Source organism: Vicinamibacterales bacterium (assembly GCA_041659285.1).
Taxonomy (GTDB): Bacteria; Acidobacteriota; Vicinamibacteria; order Vicinamibacterales; family UBA2999; genus 12-FULL-67-14b.
Genome location: JBAZYO010000002.1, coordinates 197,060 through 220,634 on the forward strand (window position 1 = coordinate 197,060; position 23,575 = coordinate 220,634).

A 23,575-nucleotide genomic window follows, 5' to 3' on the forward strand; every position below is an offset into this window, starting at 1 on the left:
CCCGTCAAGATGTGTCTTCCCGTCAAGCAGTGCGATCCCGGCAGGTGCCGCTAGTGAACGCCCGACGACCCCTGCAACATCGAGGGCTCCGCCCCAAGACGGCGAATGGCGGTTTCCCACATCGCATCGACCGGGGTCGTGAAAATCAGATCCGCTTCGACCGGGCACAGGAGCCAAGACGACTCGGCCAGCTCCACGTCCAGTTGTCCGGCGCCCCAGCCGGCATAGCCGACCACCATGCGCACGCCGGGGTCCGGCGCGGTCTCCAGCGTGCGCCGCACCAGCGCCGGCGACGCCGACAGGTAGACGCCCGACATCACCTCAAGGGCCTCCAGATCGAGCTCGGGCCGCGCCGTGAGAATCCACGCGCGGGTGGGCTCCACCGGGCCGCCCATGAACAAATGCATCTTCGGGTGGATGGTGAGGGGCTCGTCGGCCGTCACCACCGCCTGGGCCGGCTCCGGCATGCGGCGGTTCAGCACCAGCCCGAACGCGCCGTGCGCGCCGAACTCCGCGAGCAGGACCACCGTCTTCGAGAAGTTGGGGTCGATCATCTGGGGCATCGACACCAGCAGGACCGGGGCGAGGGAGGCGTTCGCCATACTCGATAGTAGATCAGACTGAGGCCCCGAGCCTCTCCTTCGCCCAGGCCACCGCGCCTTCCACCACCGGGGTGTGCGCGCTGTGCGCGGCGTTCTTCACGCCGTGACCGGGCCGGTCGAGCACCCGCGCCAGCCCGGCGTCTCCGCTGTTCCCAATCACCGTGGCGAGGTTGCGGCGCAGGCCCGACAGCGGCAGGTGGGTCATGGCGCTGCCCTTCACGAACTCGTGCAATTCCCGGTCGGTGCGCTGCCAGAGTTCGGCGGCGGCGGCGCCATGCCGCGGCGTGGCCGACCAGGCCGGGTCGGCGGTGAGCACCGGCGCCAGGTTCCACGGGCACACCTCCTGGCAAATGTCGCAGCCATAGGCGTGGTTGCCGAGGTGCGGGCGCTGCGCCTCGGGAATGGCGCCGTCCACTTCGATGGTGAGGTACGAGATGCACTTCGTGGCGTCGAGCACGTGCGGATCGACAATCGCGCCGGTGGGGCACGAGTCGATGCACAGCGTGCAGCCGCCGCACTGGTCGGTGGCCGGGGCATCGGCGTCGAGGGCCAGGCTCGTCGCCACGCCGCACAGGAACATGAACGAGCCGAGCTCCGGGTTGATGACGCAGCTGTTCTTGCCGATCCAACCCAGCCCCGCGTGCTGCGCGTAGACGCGTTCCTGCACGTGGTGCTTGTCCACGAAGATCGCCGACTCGAACGGTCCGGCCTGCTCGCCGCGCATCCACTCCACCAATCGCTCGAGCCGCTCGGCCAGCACGAGGTGATAGTCCTGCCCGCGCGCGTAGCGAGCGACCTGGATCGTCCCCGATTCCTGATCCCTGATCCCCGATCCCTGATCGGTGTTGTAGATGGCTCCCGCGACGATGACCGAGCGTGCTGAGGGAAGGAAATTCCGAATGTCAGCCCGCGCGTGGGCAGACCTATGGAGATAGATCATGTCGCCCGCGTAGCCGCGGGCGAGCCAGTCAGGCAGGAACGACAACTCCGGCAGCGCCGTGGCAGGCGCCACCCCGCAGAGGTCAAATCCGAGGGTGAGCGCCTGCTGCTTGGTCGATGCGGAGGTCAGCACATCATTTCGAGCTCTTCACCAGCTGCCGCAGCACGTACGGAAGGATGCCGCCGTGCGAGAAGGCAATCAGCTCTTCGGGCGTGTCGATGCGGGCCACCGCCGTGAACGTCTTGGTCGAGCCGTCTTCGGCCGTGGCGGTGACCGTCACTTCGGCGCGCGGCTTCAGCGCGGCGCCGGCCCCGGCCAACGCGAACGTCTCGCGCCCGGTGAGCCCGATGCCGGCCGCGTTCTGACCGTCCTGGAACTGCAGCGGCAGCACGCCCATGTTCACGAGGTTGCTGCGGTGGATGCGCTCGTAACTCTCCGCAATCACCGCCTTCACGCCGAGCAGCATGGTGCCCTTGGCCGCCCAGTCGCGCGACGAGCCGGAGCCGTATTCCTTGCCGGCAATCACCACCAGCGGCACGCCCGCCGCCTGGTACTTCATCGAGGCGTCGTAGATCGGCATCACCTCGCCACCGGGCAAGTACGCCGTCACGCCGCCCTCGATGCCCGGCACCATCTGGTTCTTGATGCGGGTGTTCGCGAAGGTGCCGCGCATCATCACCTCGTGGTTGCCGCGGCGGGCGCCGTAGGAGTTGAAGTCCTTCGGATCGACGCCATGCTCCATCAGGTACTTGCCTGCCGGGCTGTTCGCCTTGATGTTGCCGGCCGGCGAGATGTGGTCGGTCGTGATGCTGTCGCCGAGCACCGCCAGCGCGCGGGCGCCGGTGAGGTCGGACGGCGGCGCCGGCGTCATCGACAGGTTCTCGAGGAATGGCGGCTTGCGGATGTAGGTCGAATCCGCCTCCCACGCGAACCGATCGCCGGTCGGCACCGGCAGGTTCTTCCAGCGCTCCTGCCCTTCGAACACGTTCGCGTACTGCTGGCGATAGGCGTCGGCGGTCACGCTGTGCAGCATCGCCTGTTGAATTTCGCCGCTGGTCGGCCACAGGTCCTTCAGGTACACCGGCTTGCCGTCCGTGCCGGTCCCGAGCGGTTCGGTGGTGATGTCGATGTTCATCGACCCGGCCAGGGCGTAGGCCACGACGAGCGGCGGCGACGCCAGGTAATTGGCGCGCACTTCCTGCTGGATGCGGCCCTCGAAGTTGCGGTTGCCGCTCAGCACCGACGCCACGACCAGGCCGCGCTCGATGATCTCGGCCGACACCTCTTCGGGCAGCGGGCCGCTGTTGCCGATGCACGTGGTGCAGCCGTAGCCCACCAGGTTGAAGCCAATCTGATCGAGGTAGGTGTCGAGGCCGGCCCTCTTCAGGTAGTCGGTCACCACCTTCGAGCCCGGCGCGAGGCTGGTCTTCACCCACGGCTTGCGGGTGAGGCCCTTCTCCACCGCCTTCTTCGCCAGCAGGCCGGCGCCAATCATCACGCTCGGGTTCGAGGTGTTGGTGCAGCTCGTGATCGCGGCAATCACCACGGAGCCATGTTCGAGTTGGGTCGGCGTGGCCACGGCAGCGGCTGCGCCGCCCGGCCCTTGGCCTGAGCCTGTCGAAGGCTTCACGCCTTTCTTCAGTTCGTCGAGCGACCCGGCAAACGAGCCCTTCGCGTTCGACAGCGACACGCGATCCTGCGGACGCCGCGGTCCGGCGAGGCTGGGCACCACGCTGGCCAAATCCATCTCCATCGTCTCGGTATAGACCGCGTCCGGCGAGTCGGCGGTGCGGAAGATGCCCTGCGCCTTCGCATAGGCCTCGACCAGCGCCACCTGCGCGGCGTCGCGGCCCGTCAGGCGGAGGTAGTCGAGCGTCATGTCGTCGATCGGGAAGATCGCGACCGTCGCGCCGTACTCCGGGCACATGTTGCCGAGCGTGACGCGGTCGGCAATGGTGAGGTGCGCGAGGCCGGGACCGTAGAACTCCACGAACTTGCCGACGACACCCCGCTTGCGCAGCGCCTCGGTGATGGTCAGCACCAGGTCGGTGGCCGTGGCGCCCTCGGGCAACTGGCCCGACAGGCGGTAGCCGAGCACCTGCGGAATCAGCATCGAGCTGGGCTGGCCCAGCATGGCCGCCTCGGCTTCGATGCCGCCCACGCCCCATCCCACCACGCCGAGGCCGTTGACCATGGTCGTGTGCGAGTCGGTGCCGAACACCGTGTCGGGATACGCCACCGCGGTGCCGTTGTCTTCGTCACGGCAGACCACGCGGGCCAGATACTCGATGTTGACCTGGTGGACGATGCCGGTTTCCGGGGGAACGACGCGGAAGTTGCGGAAGCCGGTCTGGCCCCAGCGCAGGAACACGTAGCGCTCGCGGTTGCGGTGGTACTCGAGGTCCGCGTTCAGTTCCTTCGCGTTCGTGGTCCCGAAGTAATCGACCTGCACCGAGTGATCGATGACCAGTTCCACCGGCTGCAGCGGGTTCACCTTCTGCGGGTCGCCGCCGAGCGCAACGATGCCGTCGCGCATCGCCGCCAGGTCCACCACGCACGGCACCCCGGTGAAGTCCTGCAGCAGCACGCGGGCCGGCATGAACGACATTTCCTTCTCGCCGATGGTCTTCGGATCCCACGACGCCAGCGCGGTGATGTCGGCCGTCTTGACGAAGCCGTTATCCTCGCGGCGCAGCAGGTTCTCGAGCAGGATCTTCAGGGAATACGGCAACCGGGCCACGTTCGGGAACCCGGCCTTCTCGAGTGCGGGCAGGCTGAAGATGCTGACCGTATCGGCGCCGACGGACAATGAGCTGCGGGTCTTGAAACTATCGAGGCTGGACATGATGGCGATTAAGCTCCTAGGCTGATCCTACAGATTCTATCAAGGAACCTGCGCGGTCGCCGGGAGCACGTCGAAGCCAGCGTTCCCTACTTCATCCCGGGCCGGATCCCCCGTCCGCCGCCGAGGTGCTGGAAGTGACCAGAGCCGTTCCGGTCCGAGACCGTCATGACGCCAAGCGCGGGGCCTCCCTGCTCGAAGATGCTGTGGCGGAGCGCCATCATGATCCAGTCGTCCACCTCGACCACGCGATAGCGACGATCGGTGAACTGCGCGATCACCTGGTCGAGGGCCGCACGGACATCGCCGACCTTGGGATGAACAAGGACATCCACAAGCACCGCCTGCATCATGTTCAGGTTGTCGATGATGGCGGCCGTTCGCAGATGGGTTGTGACCAGTTCCGGGGCGATCGACGGCGCCAGAGGCAGTTCCGTGGGAAAGGCACTCGGTGGCTTCCCGGAGGACAGCTTCTGGTGGAACCGGTCCGTCACGATCTTCAGATCCCGGCGGCGGGCGGCGGTGCCGGCGGAGAGTTCCAACGGCTCCTCCGCCGCGAGCTGGAACCAATGCGAGGCCCAGACGAACCCCTTCAGCTTCGGGGTCTTCTTCTGGGGTGCGCCCGGCAGGCCGATCACGATTGACGTGTACGGGTGGTCGTAGAGGATGGTCATGTCCTTCGGCACGTCAGGAAGGGATGCCTCAGGACGGCTCAGGTACCGGTCGACGGCGTCGTCGAGCGCCGGCGTCCGGTCAGTCGTTTCCACCGTGGCGAGGATGGCCAAGGCCTCCCGGTGGAAGGCATGGGTCCGTCGGATGACCTCGGCGCCCCACGCACCGAGCACCGCGTACCCTGCGTCGGCCTCGGGATCCGGGCGCGAGTTCAGAGCACCCGCCGAGATACGGCGAGCCATGAGCCTGTAGGTCTCTGCCTCGTTCACCTTCCCTCGTCCGCGCGCGAGGGCTCCGTAGAGAACGCCGTGCGCACGCTCCATCCCGATCAGGAGGGAGTTCAGCTCCGGGTACTCGCGCACGAATGAAGCGGCCCGGCGCTCAGTCGCCTCCTGAGCCTGACCCGCATTCGGCCACACGGCACAGAGAGCGCAAAGGACGGCGAGGAGGGACTTGGCGGTTATCGTGTCACCGTGACCTTCTGGTAGCCGTTGGTCCAGCAGCACTGGTTTCCGGCAGAGGCATCCGAATAGCCGAACGTGTCTGCCTTGACGCGGACCACATACTCGCCCGCTTCCTTGAAGGTTGCCAACGTCGACGACTGGCCGGTCAGCGCCGGGAATCCCGCCTTTTGAGGCTCAAAGACCACAGGGCCGGGTCCGGTGTACTTGTACCAAGACACGTTCATGCCGGGCCTCTCGCGTCCGAACTTGATCGGCTCCTTGTCGTGCACGGCATCGTCGGTGAGCCAAATCGTCAGTGTGACGGGCGTTCCAACCTTGGCCTGCAACGGAGGCGCCTGGATTCCCGTGGGACCACGGCCCGCCTTGCCCTTCTCCTCGAAGCGGAGCAAGGGCGGCGTTGAACCCATCGCCGCCGGCCAGCTGAGCTGATACGACGTGGACTTGGATCTTGCAGGAACAGAAAAAGTCTGGCCTGCGTAGCGCAACGTCCATACGACATCGCCCTTGAAGCCGGCAGGCACCGTCACGGTAAAGACGCCTCGGTCCCTGTCCCGCTCGCGGCCGACGGTTCCGCCGCCCGCACCAGGAACTCTGGCGGTAGCAGTGGCTGTGGATACCGCGGGGGCTCCTGCTCGACCACCGCCGCCGTCAGCAGCATCGGGCCCTACAACCGGGAAGGCCGTCGGCTGCCGACCGTCGTACTCCTTCGGCAGGATGAAGTTGTCAGGACCGAGGGGGATCTCTGCTTGCGTGTCCTTGTTCAGATTGGAGTAGCCGAAGGAAAAGCTGATTGTGCCGTCCGGATTCTCGTACCAGCCATCGAAGAAGGGAGCAACCCGATTTCCCTCCCCGGGCAGCGGGATGAGTGGCCGCGGAAGCTGCGCTTGCAGCTGTGACGAGCTGATGAACATTGCCACCGCAAGACCGGCGCCGATCGATCGTCCAAGCACCTGATGCCTCCTCAACTCACCGCGAATCCGCTAAAACGCAAAAGAGCCTCTCGGCGCCCGAGAGGCTCTCTTGACTCACGCCGATCTACTGCCTCTGATCCTGCTGGCTGCTGGTCGTCGTCTTCGCCTTGGCCTTGACCTCGCGGTCGGCAAGGATCTGCCTGTAGCCGTCGTCGTCCAGGTGCGTGACCGTGATCCAGGCATGGGACATCTCGTCCGAAGTGCGGCTGCCACCACCCACCCACTGATCGGGATCGGGGTTGCCCTTGTTCTTCGCCGTGTTGTCGTAGTACCCGGTAAGCACCAGGACCGCTCCAACGGGCAGCAGCGGCGCGGCGTCATCTTCGTACACGTGGCTGGTATGCCAGGCGTTGGTCCAGTTGGAGATCGAGCTCACCATCTCCAGCTTGCCGGTGTCCGGGTAAAAGACTTCGGCGGTCATCCCGACAAGGCGCGCGTGGCCGTGCGGTTGGAAGCTATCGATCCGCACCGGGGTCTTGAAAGTATGGAACCCCTGGGTCATGGCCGTGCTGTGCGGCGCGATCTCGAGCTCGCCGCCTTTCATCAGCAAGGTATACAACTTCAGGTCCTGCTTGTACTTCGCCTTATGGTCCTTGGGGTAGAACCAGAAGGCCAGTTCGACGACGTCATCCTTGACCTCTTCGCCAAACGGCCAGTAGTGGACGTCCCACCGAATCATCGCGTTGGCCGGCAGCGTCCGGCAGCCGTCCGGAGGAACGATCTCTCCCGTCTTGCCCGAGGCGTACTCGGACACGCGTTCCAGAGTGATGTAGGAGCCGCTCTTCTCGTCCGGGACCATCAGGTCGCTGTTGGCGTGGTGCGCGCCGGGCCGGCCTTTGAGAGACGGCTTGACGGCCATGGCCTTGATACAACGGTCTTCGGTCGAACCGATGGGCACGATCGGCCGCCACCAGCGGTCCTGCCCCTGGGCCGGCAAGGTATACGGCTTGGTCGGCACGATGAGGTCGGGCGGCCCGAAGGCATCCTGATACGCCCACCTGGTGCCGTCCGGAAACTGCCTGGGCGCCGGAAGATCGGCGACATTGCCCAGCGGCGCCCCGCCGTCCACCCAGCGCACGATCGTCTGGATGTCCTTCTCGCTCAGGCGCAGGTCGTACTTCAGATGCTGGATACCGATCTTGTCGTAACGGTAGGGCGGCATTTCCCGCGCCACAACCTTCGCCTTGATCGACCGGGCCCAAGGCCGCACTTCCTCGTAGGTTCGGAGGGACATCGGACCCACGTCGCCGGATCGATGGCATTCCTGACAGTTCTTCTGCAGTATGGGCGCGACGTCCTTGGCGAAGGTCACCGCCGCTCCAGCCGCAGGAACCGGCTGGGCCGAGGCCGACGGGGCCGAGACCAGCAAGAGAAGAGCGACGACCGCACCCATCGACAAGCCTGGACAGAATCCAACACCTATGCGGGTCCTCACCATTTAGGCCACCTCTCGCCGGCATTCTACAACGAAGTCCGTGCCCCCTCGGCCGGCGGCCGGGGGGCCGGTGTGGTCCAATCAGCACTGCCCATTCTAGAAGTTGAGCTGGACACCCAGAGCGAACAACCGCCCCTGAAGAATCGCCGTGGGACGGCCCAGGGCGGATCCGAACGTTTCGGTCTGGCTCAGAATGGTGCTCGAGTTCAGCATGTTGAAAATGTCGAACTGCGCTTGCAGCTTCGTGCGGCCGACGGTCACGCTCTTCGCCAGGCGCACGTCGATCTGGTTCCGGCGCTCGAGGAACTTGGTTCCGGGCGTGATCAGCGGCACCGTGATGCTGGTGACGGTCAGCGTCGGAATTTGCGTCCGCGTCACGTTGTAGTCCACGTTGAGCGACGCGTCGGGCACCCGGTTCTGGGCCGTAACATACTCCGCGTCCTGCCGAGCCGTGCCCACCGGCACGCCGGGCAAGCCCTGCCAGCTGCCACTCAGGTGGATACCGTAGGGCAACGGATAGGTGCCGGCCAGTTTCAACTGATAGAGGTACGGCAGGTTGAGGTCTCGCTGGTCGCAGAATCGCAGGCTGTTTGGATCATCGACCTGGCAGTTGACCGTCGTCTGCCGGCCGGCCGTGACGCCGCCGTACAAACTGGCTCCCCTCGCCCGCGCCGTAAAGCCAACGTCGTAGCCATTGTACCAACGGCGATTTTCGGTGGAGTTCTTGTCGATGATCTCGACCTGGCCACGCTTGGCCACGTTGAGGTTGTAGATCGGCAGCATTTCAGCCGTGTTCATGGGGTTCGGAATATTGATGATGGCGTAGTCGGCAAACGTCGTGAGCACGTTGTCGCTCCAGAACAGCCGCTTGTAGTCGCGCCGGATCCAGTTCGCCGAGAGCAGCACGCCCCCCATCAGCTCGCGCTGCAGACCGACCGTGTACTCCCACTGGTAGGGACGCTTGATGTCGGGATCGGGCCGCCGGTTGCTGACCCCGCTGATGTTGAACGGCGTGTTGACCGGACCAATCTCGTTCGGTTGCGCGATGTCGTCGCCATTCAGGTCCGACCACGTGCGGCGATCGGTCTGCAGGACATTCGGGTTGTAGACCTGCGCGAATCCCACGGTCGAAAACGCGCGCATGTACTTGCCGACGTGGACCTTGATCGCCGTCTTCGAGTCACCAAACACGTCGTAGACCACACCCAGCCTCGGCGCCAGATCCTTCCAGCTCGGGAGGTTTTCGACCTTGCCAAAGGACCGCGCGGGGACGAACCGGCCGGCGGGCGACGATTGCTCCGGCACGTAGGTGTTGAACAGTTCGACGCGCAGGCCCGGGTTCACCGTCAGGCGGTTCCACCGTAGGGAGTCCTGAATGTAGATCCCGAGATCGTACTTAATCACTTCCCGGGTGTCCTGCGGCGTGTTGTGGATCATCACCGACGCCGGCACCTTGTTGTTGTATTCCTGATAGAGGTCGATGCCGCCGTTCATCGTCCGCTGATGATGGTTGGAACCCTTGCCCAACTGGAATCCGAGCTTCAGCGCGTGGGCGCCGGTGACGTAGGACGCCGAACCCGTGAAGGTGTGGCGATCGGGCTCGCGGAAGTAGTACGGGCCAATCACCGAACCCCAACGATCGGTCGTAATCCGGTCCAGCCTGCCGATGGCGGTGAGCGCGGTCTCGGGCTGCGTCTCATTGGTGGAGTAGGTCTCGTCGTTCTCCGACCAGCCCGCCTCGACCAGCAGGCTGCTCGTCAGCGTGCCGGTGTACTTGGCCTGCGCCGTGTAATACCGCTTGGGGCTGCGGATGCCGCACGCCTCCGCCGTCGGGAACGTGTTGGCGGCGCACTCGTGGCCGCGGAATTTGATGATGCCGTCCGCATAGGCAGCGAACTTGTGCCGCGCCGACATCTGGTAGGTCAGGCGTATCATGCCGCTCTTGATCAGGTTGTCGTCGACCGTTGGCTGGGTGAAATCCGGCCGGAACGTCCTGTTCGTGGGATCGCTGTTGTGAAACGAGTCCGTGACGGTCTGATCGACGCCCCAAATGCGGGCCGAACTGAAGAACCACAGCTTGTCCTTCTTCACCGGGCCGCCCACGCCGGCATTGACGTCGACGATCTTCTCGACCCGATTGGGGGCCTTGAGGCCGCGCGCGATGAGATCCGGCGTCAGGTTGTCGCTCTGAAACGAGCTCGGCGTCTGCGAGTAGAACAGGCTGCCCTTGAAGACGTTGCTGCCGTCCTTGGGAATCATGTTGAGGCGGACGCCCGCCGACGGTACATCGGCCGTCAGCGCGCTGGTCTGGTAACTCAACTCCTCGAACATGCCCTGATTGAAGTAGTTCTGGATGGCGCCATCACCCTCGATGCCGTTCACGCTCATGCCGTCGACCTGGATGGCGTTGTCGCGCCGGTCGGAGCCATGGGTGGCCATGTAGGTCTGCTGCATGCCGGCGGTGCCGCCGACGTCGGGCGCGCTCAGCGTCACGCCGTTGAGCGTCGAGCCGACCGCCCAGATGCTGCGTCCCGTCGGCACCGATTCCAGCAGTTCCTTGGTCATCACCTGCTGGTTGGTCGCCGACTGCATGTCCACGACCGGGGTGGCCCCGGACACCGTCACGGTTTCCTCGAGCGTGCCGACACGCAGTTCCGCGTTGATCGGCGCCGTGAAGTTCGCGCGCAACTCGATCCCCTCGCGGGTCACGACCGCGAACCCAGGCATGGTAAATTTCACTTGGTACAGGCCGGGTCTCAGGTCGACGATGCGATACTGCCCCTGGTCGTCAGACGTGGCCACCCGCACGCCCTCGATCAAGGCGGGGCTCCTTGCCTCCACGGTGACACCGGGCATCGCGCCCCCTGAACCGTCTTTCACGACTCCGGCCAGGGCACTCTGCGCAGCCGCGCCGTTGGCCCACAGTACCGACAATAAACCGACGACGACGGTAGTCCGACTTAACATCGCACCTCCTCGTGTCCGCGTTCCCGGCGAGTATTTAGTTGGTAGGCGACGGAGGCTCTCACAATCCCCCTCCAAGATCAAGCGACGCCCGGCGGGATATGACGCGGCACAACCCACTGATTCGCTACACGCATCGCACTCATGCGCTATACCGATGCACAGGATCCGGTTCCGACGCCATAAGATGCGCAACGCGAGACGCCGGGAACGGCGGGGCACTGCAATGTGGACTCGAGCACGCGGCGTCAACATTCAACGAAAGGGAGGGCATCGTGACACGCAATATCGTCGCAATCGTCGGGGTGTTGCTGCTGAGTGTCGGCGTCGTGGCGCAACAGGGCGGGCCAAGCCCTGAGCTGCGCGCCGCGATGGCCAAGCAGGCGGAACTGGAGAAGGTCACACCCAAGTTGCAGGTCACCGAGGAGATCCTGAGCCTTTCGGTTCCCGGTCATACGATCGGTGAGGCCGTCGGCGTGGCCAAGAACTCGAAGGGGCACCTGTTCGTGTTCACGCGCAGCGGCAACGCCGGCCCGGCCAAGGGCTCGACGGCGTCGCAGCTCTTCGAATTCGACGCCACGCTCAAGTTCGTGAAGATGTGGGGGCCGGACAACTACGCCGCGTCGTTCGCGCACACCGTGCGCGTCGACAAGCAGGACAACGTGTGGATGACCGACGAAGGGTCGAACATGATCGTCAAGTTCAACCCCGCGGGGCAAGTGGCGATGGTACTCGGCCGCAAGCCGGAGGCCCTTGATTACCTCGAGCGGTTCACGGAAGAGGGGCATAAGGAAACCGAGACGGCCCCGGCCCGGCCCGGCGTCTTCAATCGGCCCACCGACGTGGCATTCGATCCCGAGGGCAACATCTTCATCTCCGACGGCTACAACAATTCGCGGGTGGTGAAGGTGGCCAAGGACGGCACGTGGGTGAAGGATTTGGGTGTGCGTGGCTCCGCGCCCGATCAGTTCAACACCCCGCACGCCATCGCGGCGGATGCCAAGGGCAACATCTACGTGGCCGACCGCGGCAACCGTCGCGTGCAGGTCTATGACAGCAACCTGAACCGCCAGCGCATCATCGACACCGTGGGCGCGCCGTGGAGCGTGTGCGTGTCACCCGGAGCGACCCAGTATCTGTTCAGCGGCGACGGCAACGGCAAGATTTACAAGACATCGCTTGACGGCAAGCTGTTGGGCTGGGCGCAAACGGGCCTCGGCCACGGCCAGACCGGCTGCCTGGTGCACGAGTTGCACTGCGAGTCCGACAGCGTGATCTACAAGGGCGACTGTTCGACCTGGACGGTTTCGAAGATGACGATCAAAGGCGCGGCCGCCGGCACGAAGTAGTTGTTCAGAAGGGCGTCCGGTGTCGACCGGACGCCCTTCCGCTTGTGCGCTCGCACGGGAGACGACCGGCCACGATCCTGGAGGACAAGACGATGACGACAGCGAGAATCGCAGGGGGATCCGTCGCGATCGCACTGGCATGTGCCATCGCCGGCTGCGGAGTTGGCACCGACGCCCAGGGCGGCGGTGCCGCCGTGCCGTTCAAACTCGGCACCTTCGAGCGCGGCGGGACGCCGTTTGTCGGCCTGGTGCTGAAAGATACGCAGATCGTGGACATCGCGCAGGCCAACACCGCGTTCGAAGCGGCGAACGCGTCGGCGCCAAAGCTGGCGGCGCCCGCCGACATGAAACAGATCATCGCGCGCTACGACACCGACTGGAAGGGTCGACTCGCGGCAATCGCCAAGGACGTGTCGACCGCGAAGGCGGCGCCCGCATACGCCTACGCCATTGGATCCCTCAAGGTGCTCCCGCCGCTGCGTCCGTCCCTCATCCTGAACGCCGGCGGCAACTACGTCGAGCACACCGCCGGCATCGCCGCGCAGCAACAGCGGACCGGCGCCGCGCCTGAGGCCGCGGCGAAGGCCGTGAGCGCCCCGGGGATTTGGGAGCGCAAGCCGGACGATACGCGCGATAACCCCTACCTGTTTCAGAAGTCGCCCACCGTCGTCAGCGGTCCAACCGATCCCATCGTCGTGCCGCGCGGCCGCACGAACATCGACTACGAGTGCGAGTTCAATGTGGTCATCGGCAAGAGGGCGAAGTACGTGCCGGTGGCGAATGCGGCAGACTTCATCTTCGGCTACACGATTCAGATCGACGTCTCGGACCGCGGCGGCCGTGGCGATCGCAAGATGGGCGGGTCCGATTGGCTGATCGGGAAGAACCACGATACGTTCGGTCCGCTCGGCCCGTTCATCGTGCCGAAGGAGTTCGTCAAGGATCCGATGAACACGCGGCACGTGTTCACGCTGAACGAGACAGTCATGCAGGACTCGAACACCAACCGCATGAGCCACAACATCTACGAACTGCTCGCGTACGCCTCGAACATCTTGACCCTGAACGTGGGCGACCTCATCTCGGGCGGCAGCCCGGCCGGCACGAACATTGAGCGGGCCGAGCCGCGCTGGATGCGCGCCGGCGACACGGCGACGTGCGCCATCGATGGCATCGGCACGCAGGTGCACAAGGTCGTGGCCGAATCGGACATGCAGGGCACGCAATAGGCGCGGCGGCACGGACACCTCGGACCTGAGCCCGAATGCGTGCACCAACACCGTGGCAGTGGTGGTCGATCGTCGTCGCGGCCCTGGCCATTGTCGCGATGTGGCCCCCGGTTGACGGCAAGAGCCTGGCGGTCACTTTCGTGAACTGGGCCGTGGACCCAACCGGCCGCCTGCCGGTCCTGCCGCCGCAACTGCCGTTGGGGAAGGGCGACGATTTCGACGCCGTCGAGGCGCACGACGCTGTCGTGCGCCACTACGATGAGATTTACATCAAGGGGGGCTGGACGCGGCGGCGGTTGGAACTCAAAGTGGCCGGTGAGCCGCTCCGGCCCTCAGCGATGCGGCAGATGCTGATGGCGGCCGCGGTGGTGCTGGCCGCGGTGACCTGGCGCGTCGCCGTGCGCAAGGGGTAGGGCGCGCCACCGGCGCGGCCTACGCGCGTTGACTACTCCCCTGCCTTGCCTACTCCGATTCCAGCCAGGAACGCGCGCACGACCACGGCCGGGTCCTGCTTCTCGCCGTCCACCGCGAAATTCATGCGCCGCATGTCGGACGCCGACACCCGTCCGCCCAGCCGGCGCAGCGCCTCGGCAGCCGCCGGATATTGCAGCAGCACGGCGGCGCGGGACACCGGCGCCGCATCGTAGACCGGAAAGTAGCGCCGGTCGTCCTCGAGCACGGCCAGTCCCAACGCTTCGATGAGGCCGCTGGTCGCATCGCCGGCGGTCACGTCAATCTCGCCGGCGGCCACGGCACGATAAATCAGGTTGAGGTCCATCACGCGCGGCGCCGCCGCGAACGCCAGGCCGTAGGCCGCGCTCAGCCCCTTGAACCCGTCCGGCCGTTCCAGGAACTCGTAGCCAAACCCCGCCTTCCATGTAGGCTCCGGCTTTAGCCGGAGCGTCTGCGACAAGTCGCTGACCGTCTTCAACCCCAACCGCTTCGCATCCTCACCGCGCACCAGGATCGCGAACGTGTTGTTAAAACCCAGCCGCGGCAGCAAGGTCAGGCCGAGCGACGCATACCGATCGCGGACCCGGGCATACACCTGCTCCGAATCGGCCGAGGGCGGCTCGTTGAAGATCGCCGTGAGCGAGGTGCCCGTGTACTCGACATAGACATCAATGCCGCCGCTGAGCAACGCCTCGTGGGCAATGGCCGTGCCGCCCAGGTTCAGCCGCCGCTCGACGGTCAGCCCCGCGCGCTCGATGGCTTGCGCCATCAACTCGCCCAGCACCACCTGCTCCGTGAAGTTCTTCGAGCCAATCACGACGTCGGCGCGTCCCGCGCGGTTGCTGCCCGCCACGACGCCCGCGACGCCCAGCGCGGCCACGGCCACGAGCACCACGACATGGCGCGTCGAGCGCCGGCGAGGGTCGGCCAGCTGCCCGGCGGCGGCCAGCGCGGCGTCGGCGGCCAGAGCCAGCAGCGCGGCCGGGAGCGCGCCGGCGAGGATCACGGTGGGATCCACCATGGCCAGGCCGCGAAAGATGTAGTCGCCCAACCCACCCGCGCCAATCGCCGAGGCGATGGTCGCGGTGCCGACGCCGATCACCACCGCCACGCGCAGCCCCGACACGATCGATGGCAGCGCCAGCGGCCACTCCACCTGGCGCAGCACCTGCCGCGGCGTCAGGCCCATCGCCACCGCGCATTCCACGACTGCGGCCGGCACGCCCTGGAGTCCCGTGATCGTGCTCCGCAGAATGGGCAGCACCGCATACACCGTCAGCGCCACAAGGGCCGTCCGCGTGCCGATGCCGCCAATGAACGGCAGCGGGATCAGGAATCCGAACAGCGCGAGGCTCGGAATGGTCTGCGCCAGGTTGGCGAGGCCGACAACGGGACGGGACAGGGACGGCCGCCGGGCGGCCAGCACGCCGAGCGGGATGCCGATCGCGGCGGCAATGGCAGTGGACGCCGCCACCAGCACGACGTGCTCGCCCACCCGCGTCATCAACTCCGCGCGGTGCGACGCGATGAACTCCAGGAGCTCGCTCATGTGGGACTAGATGTAGTCTCCGGCTTCTTGACCGCCGAAGCCTTGGCGAAGGTGGTTAGCCGGAGCTCACCGAACAACGACGTCACCCGGAAATCATCCGACGCCCTCACCCGCTCCGGCGTGTCGCACGCGATCAGCTCGCCCTCGTGCAGCACGGCAATCTGATCCGCCAACGCACAGGCCTCGGCCATGTCATGCGTGACGAGGATCACCGACCGGTGCAAGGTCTTTTGCACGCGCAGGAACTCGGCGTGCAGTTCGCCTTTTGTGATCGGATCGAGGGCGCCAAACGGCTCGTCCATCAGCAACAGCGGCGGGTCCGCGGCCAGGGCCCGCGCCAGGCCGGCGCGTTGCCGCTGGCCGCCCGACAGTTCATCCGGCCATCGCCCGCGAAACATGCCGGGTGCCAGGCCCACCAGCGTCAGCAACTCGTCCACGCGCGCGGTCACGCGCTCCGCCGGCCACGCCAGCAGGCGCGGCACGGTCGCGATGTTGTCGGCCACGGTCAGGTGCGGAAACAGGCCGGCGTCCTGGATCACGTAGCCGGTGCGCCGGCGCAACGCGATCGGATCCCATTCGCGCGTGCTCTTCCCGTCCACCACGACGTCGCCGCTATCGGGGTCGAGCAGCCGGTTAACGAGCCGCAACAGCGTGGTCTTGCCGGACCCGCTCCGGCCGACCAGCGCCACCGTCTGTCCGGCGGGCACCGACAGCGACACGCTCCGCAGCACGGTCCGTCCCCCGCGACTCGCAGATACATCCGCGAACTGGACGGCAGGGGCGGCCATGGGTGTCTACAGGGACAGGAACAGGTGGGCGGCCAGCGTGGGAAAGAGGCGAACCCTGTTCTCGAAGTCGATGCCGCCGCGGCGCGCGTTGGCGCGAAGGTCGGCGCGCAATCCCAGCGAACGCCGCGAGCCGTCGCCGCCGCGAATCCAGTAGCGCGCCCCGAGGCCGGCGTAGTAGATCTGCCCGGTCTCCACCAGCGTCCGCTCTTCGTGGAGCTGCCTGAGGTAGCCGGCGCCGCCGATTACAAACGGCCGCGCGCGCGAGCCCAGTCGCAGGGGCAGGTGCCAGACCAGCGCGCCGTCGAAGACGTACTGCTGCAGTTGCTCGCCGTCAATGCGTTGCGCCCCGGCCTCGGGATCCTGCGAAATCGCGAAGCCCACCCGCGGCCGGCCGAACGAACCGCCACCCTCGATCACCAGGTGCGGCGTGAGGGTGAAGCCGACGCGCACGGTGACACTCGGGGTCCGGCTCACGTCGGAGCTCGCCGAGAACAACGTGAACGGCGTCGACGTGCTTCCGGTGGCGTTGCGGCGCAGGTGGGCATTGACGTCGCCAATGGCATAACCGCCGGACCAGACGACCCCGCCATCGAGCACGACGCGATGGGCGCGCAGGGCCGGCGCGTCCTGCGCGTGCGCGGTCCCGGCGCCCACCAGCAGCACCAGGCACCCCAGGCCCGCCTTCGCTCGCGCACAACACGAATGCGAGCTACGGCGAGGTCGCGCCGTAGCGGCCTTCGGCCGCGAAGGCGGACACTTCATTTGGGGAGAACCCTGATCTCAATCGGCGACGACGAGCCGCCGCGCGGCGCCACCACCATGCGGGTGGCATAGGTCACGCGGAAGTCCACGTCGATGGCCGTCGAGAAGAAGCTGTCCACCTCCGCGTCATCCAGTGGCTCAACCCTGAGGATGTACGGCCCCGGCTCGAGGCGGATAATGGCGAACTCGCCGCTCGCATTCAGCGAGAAGTTCGCGACCAGCGCGCCGGTTTCCGGATTGAGCGCGACGACGTGCGCGCCGAGCAGCCCCTGGCCGTTCTTCGTCACGCGGCCGGTGATGCCGCCGGTGGATGCAACCTGGTTGGCGGCCGGGTACAAGTCGGAAATCCCGGCGATGTCGTCGGCTTCCAGCACGCGATCCGCGATCGTCCCGGCCGACATCGCGATCGGGAACATGATCGAGCCGGACGCGATCACCCGCCGCCCGCCGGATCCGGTCAGCTCGGTTTCCCCGAGCGCGGAGTGACTCAGGCCCAGCAAGTGCCCGAGTTCGTGCAAGGCGACGGATTCCAGATCCACGCGCCCCGGCTCGCCTTGCGCCGCCACCGACCAGGCGAAGCGCGAGTTGAAGAACACGTCGGCCTCGACAATGGCGCCGTCGGTGGTGTCGATGAGAAAACTCGTGGCGCCGAGCACGCGGTCGAGGTCAGGGCGATCGCGAAAGCCCAGCGTGGTCCGCCCGTCAACCATCCCGGGTTCCGCCGTGGTCATCCCCAGGAACTCGAATCGCACCGTGGCGGACGCGACGTTCTGCCACGTGGCGGTGGCGCGCGCCACCGCGCCGCGCAAGTCCCCCGCGGTCACCGAGGCGGCATGCTCCTCCGACACGAAATAGCGGACCGGTGCGCGCCAGGTGACGTCAACAATGCGCCCGTCCACCGGTGCGCCGAGCTTCAGGTAGGCGCCGACCGGCGACGATGCCCCCGCCACCACGAGAACGGCGGCCACCAGGCACAGCCTGCGACTCATCGGGCCACCTCCGCGATCGCGCGCACGGCGCTCTCGAACGCCGCCAGCGATACCGGCTTGCGCCGCCCGTCGCCGCGGACGATTCGCTGTCCGACGGGTTCCACCACTGGCGGCATCACCAACGCGTTGCCCGACGCCGCGTCGCGCACGACGCGATAGACGCCCTGCGTGAACCCGGTGGTGACCGGCAGGCGCGGTCCCCTCGCGGTGAGAAACAACACCGCCAGATCGCCACGGGCGAAGCTGGGCGCGCCGGGCAGGAGGTTGAGATACCGGCCGACCTGGCCGCCAGGCACCGTCAGGGTCAGCTCGCCGGCGGGCGCGCCCTTCAGCCCCTTGATCACTTCGACCGTGACCAGGCTGTCGATGCTCCGCCGATCGTCGGTCCACTGGCCGCGGACGTCGATCACGCGCGCGTAGACCACGCTCGACGACTGGCGAACGAGCTCGGTGAAACTGAGGGGGGCGACGGTGACGGCCTGCGCCGGAACGATCGCCAGCGCGAATAGCAGAGCTGCGAGAAGACTACGACGCATTCGAGGAGTGTACGACATCGAGCACGGCCTCCGCGGCGCGCTCGCTCGCACCCGGTCCACCAAGGCGGCGTCGGACTTCGGCCAGGTGATCGATCATCCGGCCGCGATACTCGCCGTCGGTGAGGATGCGAATCGCCTCGCCGGCGACGGCCTCCGCCGTGCAATCTTCCTGGATCAACTCCCGGACGACGCGCTCGCCGGCGATCAGGTTGACCATTGCATACATGTCAACCAGCGCCATCCGCCGGCCGAGCCGATAGGTCATGGGCGACAGCTTGTAGAGCACCACCATCGGCTTGCCGTGCAGCGCGGTTTGCACGGTCGCGGTGCCCGACGCCGTCACCACCACGTCCGCGGCCTGCAACACGTCGTCGGTCCGGCCCTCCACGATCCGCAGCGTCACGCCGGGGATGCCGAAGCTGTCGAACAGGCGATCCGACAGGTTGGGCGCCCGCGCCACGATGAACTGGAGCCCAGGGACCTTGGCGGCAATCATCGGCGCCGCGGCGGCCATCACCGGCGCCAGCCGCTCGAGCTCGTTGGTGCGGCTGCCCGGCAGCAACGCCATCACCGGCCTGGCGGGATCGAGGTTGAGCCGCTGCAACAGCTGCTCGCGCGATTGGCCGGGCGTGACCAGGTCGATCAGCGGATGGCCGACGAACCGGACGTCGATGCCCTCGTTGCGATAGATCGCCTCTTCGAACGGGAAGATCGGCAGCACGCGATCGACGACCCGCTTCATCGTCTTGATGCGGCCGGCCCGCCAAGCCCAGAGCTGCGGGCTGACGTAGTAGATCACGGGCACGCCGAGCCGCTTGATGGTCCGCATCAGGCGGAAGTTGAAGTCGGGATAGTCAATCACCACCAGCGCCTGTGGCTGCCGCTGCCGCGCCGCCTCAGCCAGCGTGCGCAGCGTCCGCCACGAGCGCGGCAGCACGGCCAGCGCCTCGGTCAACCCGGTGACCGAGAGGCCATGGAAGTCGGCGATCAGCTCGCCACCGGCGGCCTTGAAGCGTTCACCGCCGAGGCCGAACACCTCGATGTCGGGTTCGCGGCGGCGAAGGGCGGCGACCAGCGCGCCGGCGTAGAGATCGCCGGAGGGCTCGCCGCACGAAAGCATGAGGCGGGTCACTCGGGCCTGGCGGGCGCCCGGCGCTGGAAGTCCACCGACAGCAGGTCGACGTTTTCAATCGGGATGCGTTCGTAGTCGCCGAATCCCACACCCTTGAGGTCGTTCACGAACTCGTCGGCATTGCCAACCAGCACCACCGACAACTGGGCCGGGCGGATGAACCACCGCGCCACGCGCTGGATCTCGTCTGGGGTCACCCGCAGCACGCGCTCGCGGTACTTCGGCAGGTCTTCCACCGGCAGCTCGTAGAACAACTGGTTGAGCACCTGCGTCGCGATGGCGTCCGGCACCTCGATGGTCAGCGGGAAGTGGCCCACCATGTAGTCCTGCGCGCCGGCCAGCTCGTCGTCGTAGACGCGCTCGCGCTGAAGGCGCGAGAACTCGTCCACGATCACGCGCAGGGCTTCGGCCGTCTTGGACGTCTGCGTGTCGGTTTCGGCAATGACCGCGCCCGCCAGCTTGTAGGTGTCGAGGTCGGCGGAGGCGCCGTAGGTCAGCTGCCGCTGCGACCGCAGCACCTGCTGGAGGCGGTTGGCGCCTTCGCCGCCCAGGATTTTCACGGCCTGATCGATGGCTTCGTAGTCGTTGTGCTTGCGGGGAATGGCGATGTGGCCGACGCGGATTTCGGTTTGCACCGCGTCCTTCTTGTCGATCACGATCACGCGCTTGGTGGCCTGCGGCGCCTCGGTCACGCTCTGCGCCGGCACGTCGCCCGGCTTCCAGCCGCCGAAGAACTTCTCGATCCCGGCCATCGCCTCCGCGGCGCCGATGTCGCCGACCACGGCGAGCAACGCGTTGTTGGGCACGAAGTACTTCTTGTGGAAGTCCACGAAGTCGGCGCGGGTCAGCGCGGCCAGCGACGAGGTGGTGCCGGCGCCCGGCATGCCGTAGGGGTGGAAGCCGTAAATCAGGCGGTCGATCACCTGCCCGGCCACCGCTTCGGGATCGTCGGTGGACACTTTCAACGCCGACAGCGCCTGCTGGCGCTGCCGCTCGATCTCGTCCTGCGCAAACGTCGGCCTTTGCACCACGTCCGCCATCAACTCGAGCGCCACGTCGTAGCTGTCTTTCATGACCACGGCGTTGACAAAGCTCAGGTCGCTGCCGGCGCCGGTGCCGAGCATTCCGCCGATGAAGTCGATGGTGTCGGCGATCTGCCCGGCGGAGCGGTTGCCGGCGCCCTGGTCGAGCAGTGTCGCCGTCAACATCGCCAGGCCGTACTGGTCTTTCGGATCCTGCGCCGCGCCGGCGCGCACGATCAGCCGCACGCTGACCGACGGCTGCTCGTTGTGGTTCACCAGCACGACCTGGAGGCCGTTGGCCAGCTTGCGGATCTCGTAGGGCGGAAAGGTCACCGAATGGGCCGGGAGCGGCCGCGGCGGACTCTCGCGCGGCCAGTTGCTGACGCGGGCGCCCGGCGCCGCCTGCTGGAACGCCAGGCCCGGCACGGCCTGCGCCGCCACCAGCGCGGTGAGCGCGGAAAAGACGCCGAGCGTGGCGATGGCCTTGAGCCTCATTTCGCCACCTCTTCAACTCCGCCCTTCGGCATGATGCGCATCACCATGCGCCGCTCGGGAATGAAGTACTGCCGCGCCGCACGCTTGACGTCGTCGGTGGTCACCTTGAGAAAGGTGTCGAACTCGCCGTCGGCGGTGGCCATGTCCTTCTGGATCACCTCGGCGTGGCCCATCTGCGAGGCCTTCTCCTTGATCGAGAGGCGGCTCAGGATGTAGTCGCGCGAGAACTGGTTCTTGGCGCGCTGCAGCTCACGGTCGGTGATGCCGTCGGCCTTGAGCTTGTCGAACTCCGCAATCAGCGCCTTCTCCACTTCGTCAGGCGACTTGCCGGGATTGACCAACGCCACGGCATAGAAGATCCCGGGATCCTCCTGGAAGCTGCTGCTGCCGAAGGCGGTGAGCGCCAGGCCGGTCTCGTAGACCAGCTTGCGATAGATGCGCGAGGTCTGGCCGTCCGACAGCGTCTTCGACATCACGAACATCGGGTACGAATCCGGGTGCCCGTTGTAGGGCGCCTGGTAGGCCACCACCACCGCCGGGAGCGGCCACGGCTGCTCGAGGTTCACCCGCCGCTCCTTGGTGTGCATCGGCTCCTTGGGAATGTCGCGCGGCACCGGCGTGGACGACTTCGGAATGCGGGCGAAGTACTGGTTCACCAGGCTGACGACGTTGTCGGTCTCGAAGTCACCGGCGATCAACAGCGTCGCGTTGTCGGGCACGTAGTAGGTATTGTAGAAATCCCGCACGTCGTCGATGGTCGCGGCGTTGAGGTCGTTCATGCTGCCGATCACCGGGTGCTTGTAGGGGTGCACGTCGAAGGCGTGGAAGGTGATGAGCTCGTTCAACAGGCCGAAGGGTGGGTTCTCGATGCGCATCCGCCGCTCTTCCTTCACCACTTCGCGCTCGGCCACGAACGGCTTCTCGTCAATGCGCAGGGTGGCCATCCGGTCCGCTTCCATCCACAGCGCCAGCGGCAGGTACTGCGCCGGGATGGTCTGCCAGAACACCGTGGTGTCTTCGTTGGTGTAGGCATTGGCCTGGCCGCCCACCGAGGCGATGATCGAGGTGTGCTGCTCGGGATCGACGTTCTTCGAGCCCTTGAACATCATGTGCTCGAAGAAGTGTGCGAAGCCGGTGCGGCCCGGTTTCTCGTTCTTCGAGCCGACGTGGTACCACAGCTCGACGTGCACGATCGGCGTGGACTTGTCCTGGTGCAGCACCACGACCATGCCGTTGGGCAGCACCAGACGCTGGTATTCCAGCTTCGGTGGACGAATCGCCGCCTGCAGGGGCACCAGCCAGAGCACGGTGCCGAGGGCGACGAGGGCCAGGAAAGCAATCGAGAGTCTGCGCATCATTTGTCCGTCTCTTCGAGCTGCCGGAGCCGGGCCTCGAGATCCCGCAACTGCCGCCGCATCTCCGGCAACTTCCGGAACACCGCCGACGACCGGCGCCATTCGCTGTTCTGGATGGCGGGGTATCCGGAGACGAACTGATCGGCGTCCACTGAGTTCGTGATGCCCGACTGCCCCACCGCCTTCACACGATCGCCAATCGTGAGGTGACCGCCCACGCCGACCTGGCCGCCAAACACGACCTGGTCGCCAATCACCGTGCTGCCCGCAATCCCGACCTGCGCCGCCAGCAGCACGTTGCGGCCGAGCACCACGCCGTGGCCAATCTGCACGAGGTTGTCGATCTTGGTCCCCGCCTTGATGCGCGTCTCGCCCACCGCCGGCCGATCGACCGTGGTGTTCGCGCCAATCTCGACGTCGTCTTCGATCACGACCGGCGCCGTCTGGGGAATCTTCTCGTGCGAGCCGTCGGGCCTTTGGGCGAATCCGTAGCCGTCGCTGCCAATCACCGCCCCGTTCTGCAGGATCACCCGCGCGCCAAGCGTGCATCGCTCCCGAATCGAGACGTGCGCGTGCAACAGACAGTCGGGGCCGACCACCGAGTCCGCGCCGATCACCACGTGGGGATGAACGATGGTACGCGCGCCCACGCGCGCGCCCGCGCCAATCACCGCAAACGGCCCAATCGAGGCGGTGGGATCGACCACCGCGTCCGGCGCGACCGAGGCCTGGGCATGCACGCCCGGCTCAGGCCGGCGTTCGGGCGATAGCGCCTGCGCCGCCCGGGCAAACGTCAGGTAGGGCGCGGCACTGCGGATGACGGCGCACGGCGCGCCCTCGACGCCGGGGCCGGCGATGACGGCGCTCGCCTTGGTGGACGCCAGCGCCGCCGCATACTTGGGATTGGCGAGAAAGGTCACGTCACCGGGGCCGGCGGTTTCGATCTTGGCCACGCGATGAATCTCGATGCCGGAATCGCCCTCCAGGGGGCACTCCAATCGCCGAGCCAACTCGCCGAGGGTCACA

19 protein-coding genes are annotated in these 23,575 nt (G+C 66.5%); 3 read left to right on the forward strand and 16 right to left on the reverse strand.

Annotated features, from left to right (window positions below; translation table 11 throughout):
* Positions 1–50 precede the first annotated feature (50 nt).
* From WC815_03550 to WC815_03580, 7 genes are all read right to left on the reverse strand, one after another.
* Positions 51–602, reverse strand: coding sequence for a YqgE/AlgH family protein (locus WC815_03550; protein ID MFA5907833.1), 552 nt, complete (start codon positions 600–602; stop codon positions 51–53).
* A 13-nt stretch (positions 603–615) separates the two neighbouring features.
* Entirely contained in the window at positions 616–1,674 is a 1,059-nt protein-coding gene (gene queG, locus WC815_03555) for a tRNA epoxyqueuosine(34) reductase QueG (GenBank protein ID MFA5907834.1), read from the reverse strand.
* A gap of 1 nt (position 1,675) precedes the next feature.
* Complete coding sequence (gene acnA / locus WC815_03560; protein MFA5907835.1) at positions 1,676–4,387, reverse strand: aconitate hydratase AcnA; 2,712 nt, start codon at positions 4,385–4,387, stop codon at positions 1,676–1,678.
* Positions 4,388–4,473: 86 nt separating this feature from the next.
* Entirely contained in the window at positions 4,474–5,418 is a 945-nt protein-coding gene (locus tag WC815_03565; protein ID MFA5907836.1) for a hypothetical protein, read from the reverse strand.
* A 98-nt stretch (positions 5,419–5,516) separates the two neighbouring features.
* A complete protein-coding gene (locus WC815_03570; GenBank protein ID MFA5907837.1) occupies positions 5,517–6,470 on the reverse strand; it encodes a hypothetical protein in 954 nt (317 codons plus the stop codon).
* Positions 6,471–6,555: 85 nt separating this feature from the next.
* Positions 6,556–7,884 carry a cytochrome c gene (locus WC815_03575; protein MFA5907838.1) on the reverse strand — a complete coding sequence of 443 codons (1,329 nt, stop codon included), beginning with the start codon at positions 7,882–7,884 and terminating at the stop codon, positions 6,556–6,558.
* A gap of 138 nt (positions 7,885–8,022) precedes the next feature.
* Positions 8,023–10,893, reverse strand: coding sequence for a carboxypeptidase regulatory-like domain-containing protein (locus tag WC815_03580; GenBank protein ID MFA5907839.1), 2,871 nt, complete (start codon positions 10,891–10,893; stop codon positions 8,023–8,025).
* 272 nt (positions 10,894–11,165) lie between these two features.
* On the opposite strand from WC815_03580, the gene WC815_03585 reads away from it, so the two are divergent.
* The 3 genes from WC815_03585 (at position 11,166) to WC815_03595 (ending at position 13,881) form a co-directional block, all read left to right on the forward strand.
* On the forward strand, positions 11,166–12,239 hold the full coding sequence (locus WC815_03585; protein ID MFA5907840.1) for a hypothetical protein: 1,074 nt from the start codon (positions 11,166–11,168) through the stop codon (positions 12,237–12,239).
* Between the two features lie 92 nt (positions 12,240–12,331).
* Entirely contained in the window at positions 12,332–13,468 is a 1,137-nt protein-coding gene (locus WC815_03590) for a fumarylacetoacetate hydrolase family protein (protein MFA5907841.1), read from the forward strand.
* A gap of 35 nt (positions 13,469–13,503) precedes the next feature.
* Complete coding sequence (locus WC815_03595) at positions 13,504–13,881, forward strand: hypothetical protein (protein MFA5907842.1); 378 nt, start codon at positions 13,504–13,506, stop codon at positions 13,879–13,881.
* A gap of 32 nt (positions 13,882–13,913) precedes the next feature.
* Here the strand turns inward: WC815_03595 and WC815_03600 are convergent, their stop codons facing one another.
* The 9 genes from WC815_03600 to lpxD all read right to left on the reverse strand — a co-directional run bounded on the left by WC815_03600 (position 13,914) and on the right by lpxD (position 23,574).
* Positions 13,914–15,470: an ABC transporter permease/substrate-binding protein gene (locus WC815_03600; GenBank protein ID MFA5907843.1), complete on the reverse strand. Its 1,557-nt coding sequence runs from the start codon at positions 15,468–15,470 to the stop codon at positions 13,914–13,916.
* Positions 15,467–16,258 (reverse strand): ATP-binding cassette domain-containing protein, encoded by a 792-nt coding sequence (locus WC815_03605; GenBank protein MFA5907844.1) that lies wholly within the window; start codon positions 16,256–16,258, stop codon positions 15,467–15,469. The genes WC815_03600 and WC815_03605 overlap by 4 nt, the downstream gene beginning before the upstream one ends.
* A 6-nt stretch (positions 16,259–16,264) precedes the next feature.
* Positions 16,265–16,921, reverse strand: coding sequence for a hypothetical protein (locus WC815_03610; protein ID MFA5907845.1), 657 nt, complete (start codon positions 16,919–16,921; stop codon positions 16,265–16,267).
* A 95-nt stretch (positions 16,922–17,016) separates the two neighbouring features.
* Entirely contained in the window at positions 17,017–17,988 is a 972-nt protein-coding gene (locus tag WC815_03615; protein ID MFA5907846.1) for a carboxypeptidase-like regulatory domain-containing protein, read from the reverse strand.
* A 17-nt stretch (positions 17,989–18,005) separates the two neighbouring features.
* Complete coding sequence (locus WC815_03620; GenBank protein ID MFA5907847.1) at positions 18,006–18,545, reverse strand: hypothetical protein; 540 nt, start codon at positions 18,543–18,545, stop codon at positions 18,006–18,008.
* Entirely contained in the window at positions 18,535–19,677 is a 1,143-nt protein-coding gene (lpxB, locus tag WC815_03625; protein MFA5907848.1) for a lipid-A-disaccharide synthase, read from the reverse strand. The genes WC815_03620 and lpxB overlap by 11 nt, the downstream gene beginning before the upstream one ends.
* On the reverse strand, positions 19,674–21,194 hold the full coding sequence (locus WC815_03630; protein ID MFA5907849.1) for a pitrilysin family protein: 1,521 nt from the start codon (positions 21,192–21,194) through the stop codon (positions 19,674–19,676). The genes lpxB and WC815_03630 overlap by 4 nt, the downstream gene beginning before the upstream one ends.
* On the reverse strand, positions 21,191–22,552 hold the full coding sequence (locus WC815_03635) for a pitrilysin family protein (protein MFA5907850.1): 1,362 nt from the start codon (positions 22,550–22,552) through the stop codon (positions 21,191–21,193). Before WC815_03635 ends, WC815_03630 begins: the two co-directional genes overlap by 4 nt.
* Positions 22,549–23,574, reverse strand: coding sequence for a UDP-3-O-(3-hydroxymyristoyl)glucosamine N-acyltransferase (gene lpxD / locus WC815_03640; protein ID MFA5907851.1), 1,026 nt, complete (start codon positions 23,572–23,574; stop codon positions 22,549–22,551). The genes WC815_03635 and lpxD overlap by 4 nt, the downstream gene beginning before the upstream one ends.
* Position 23,575: the final 1 nt, after the last annotated feature.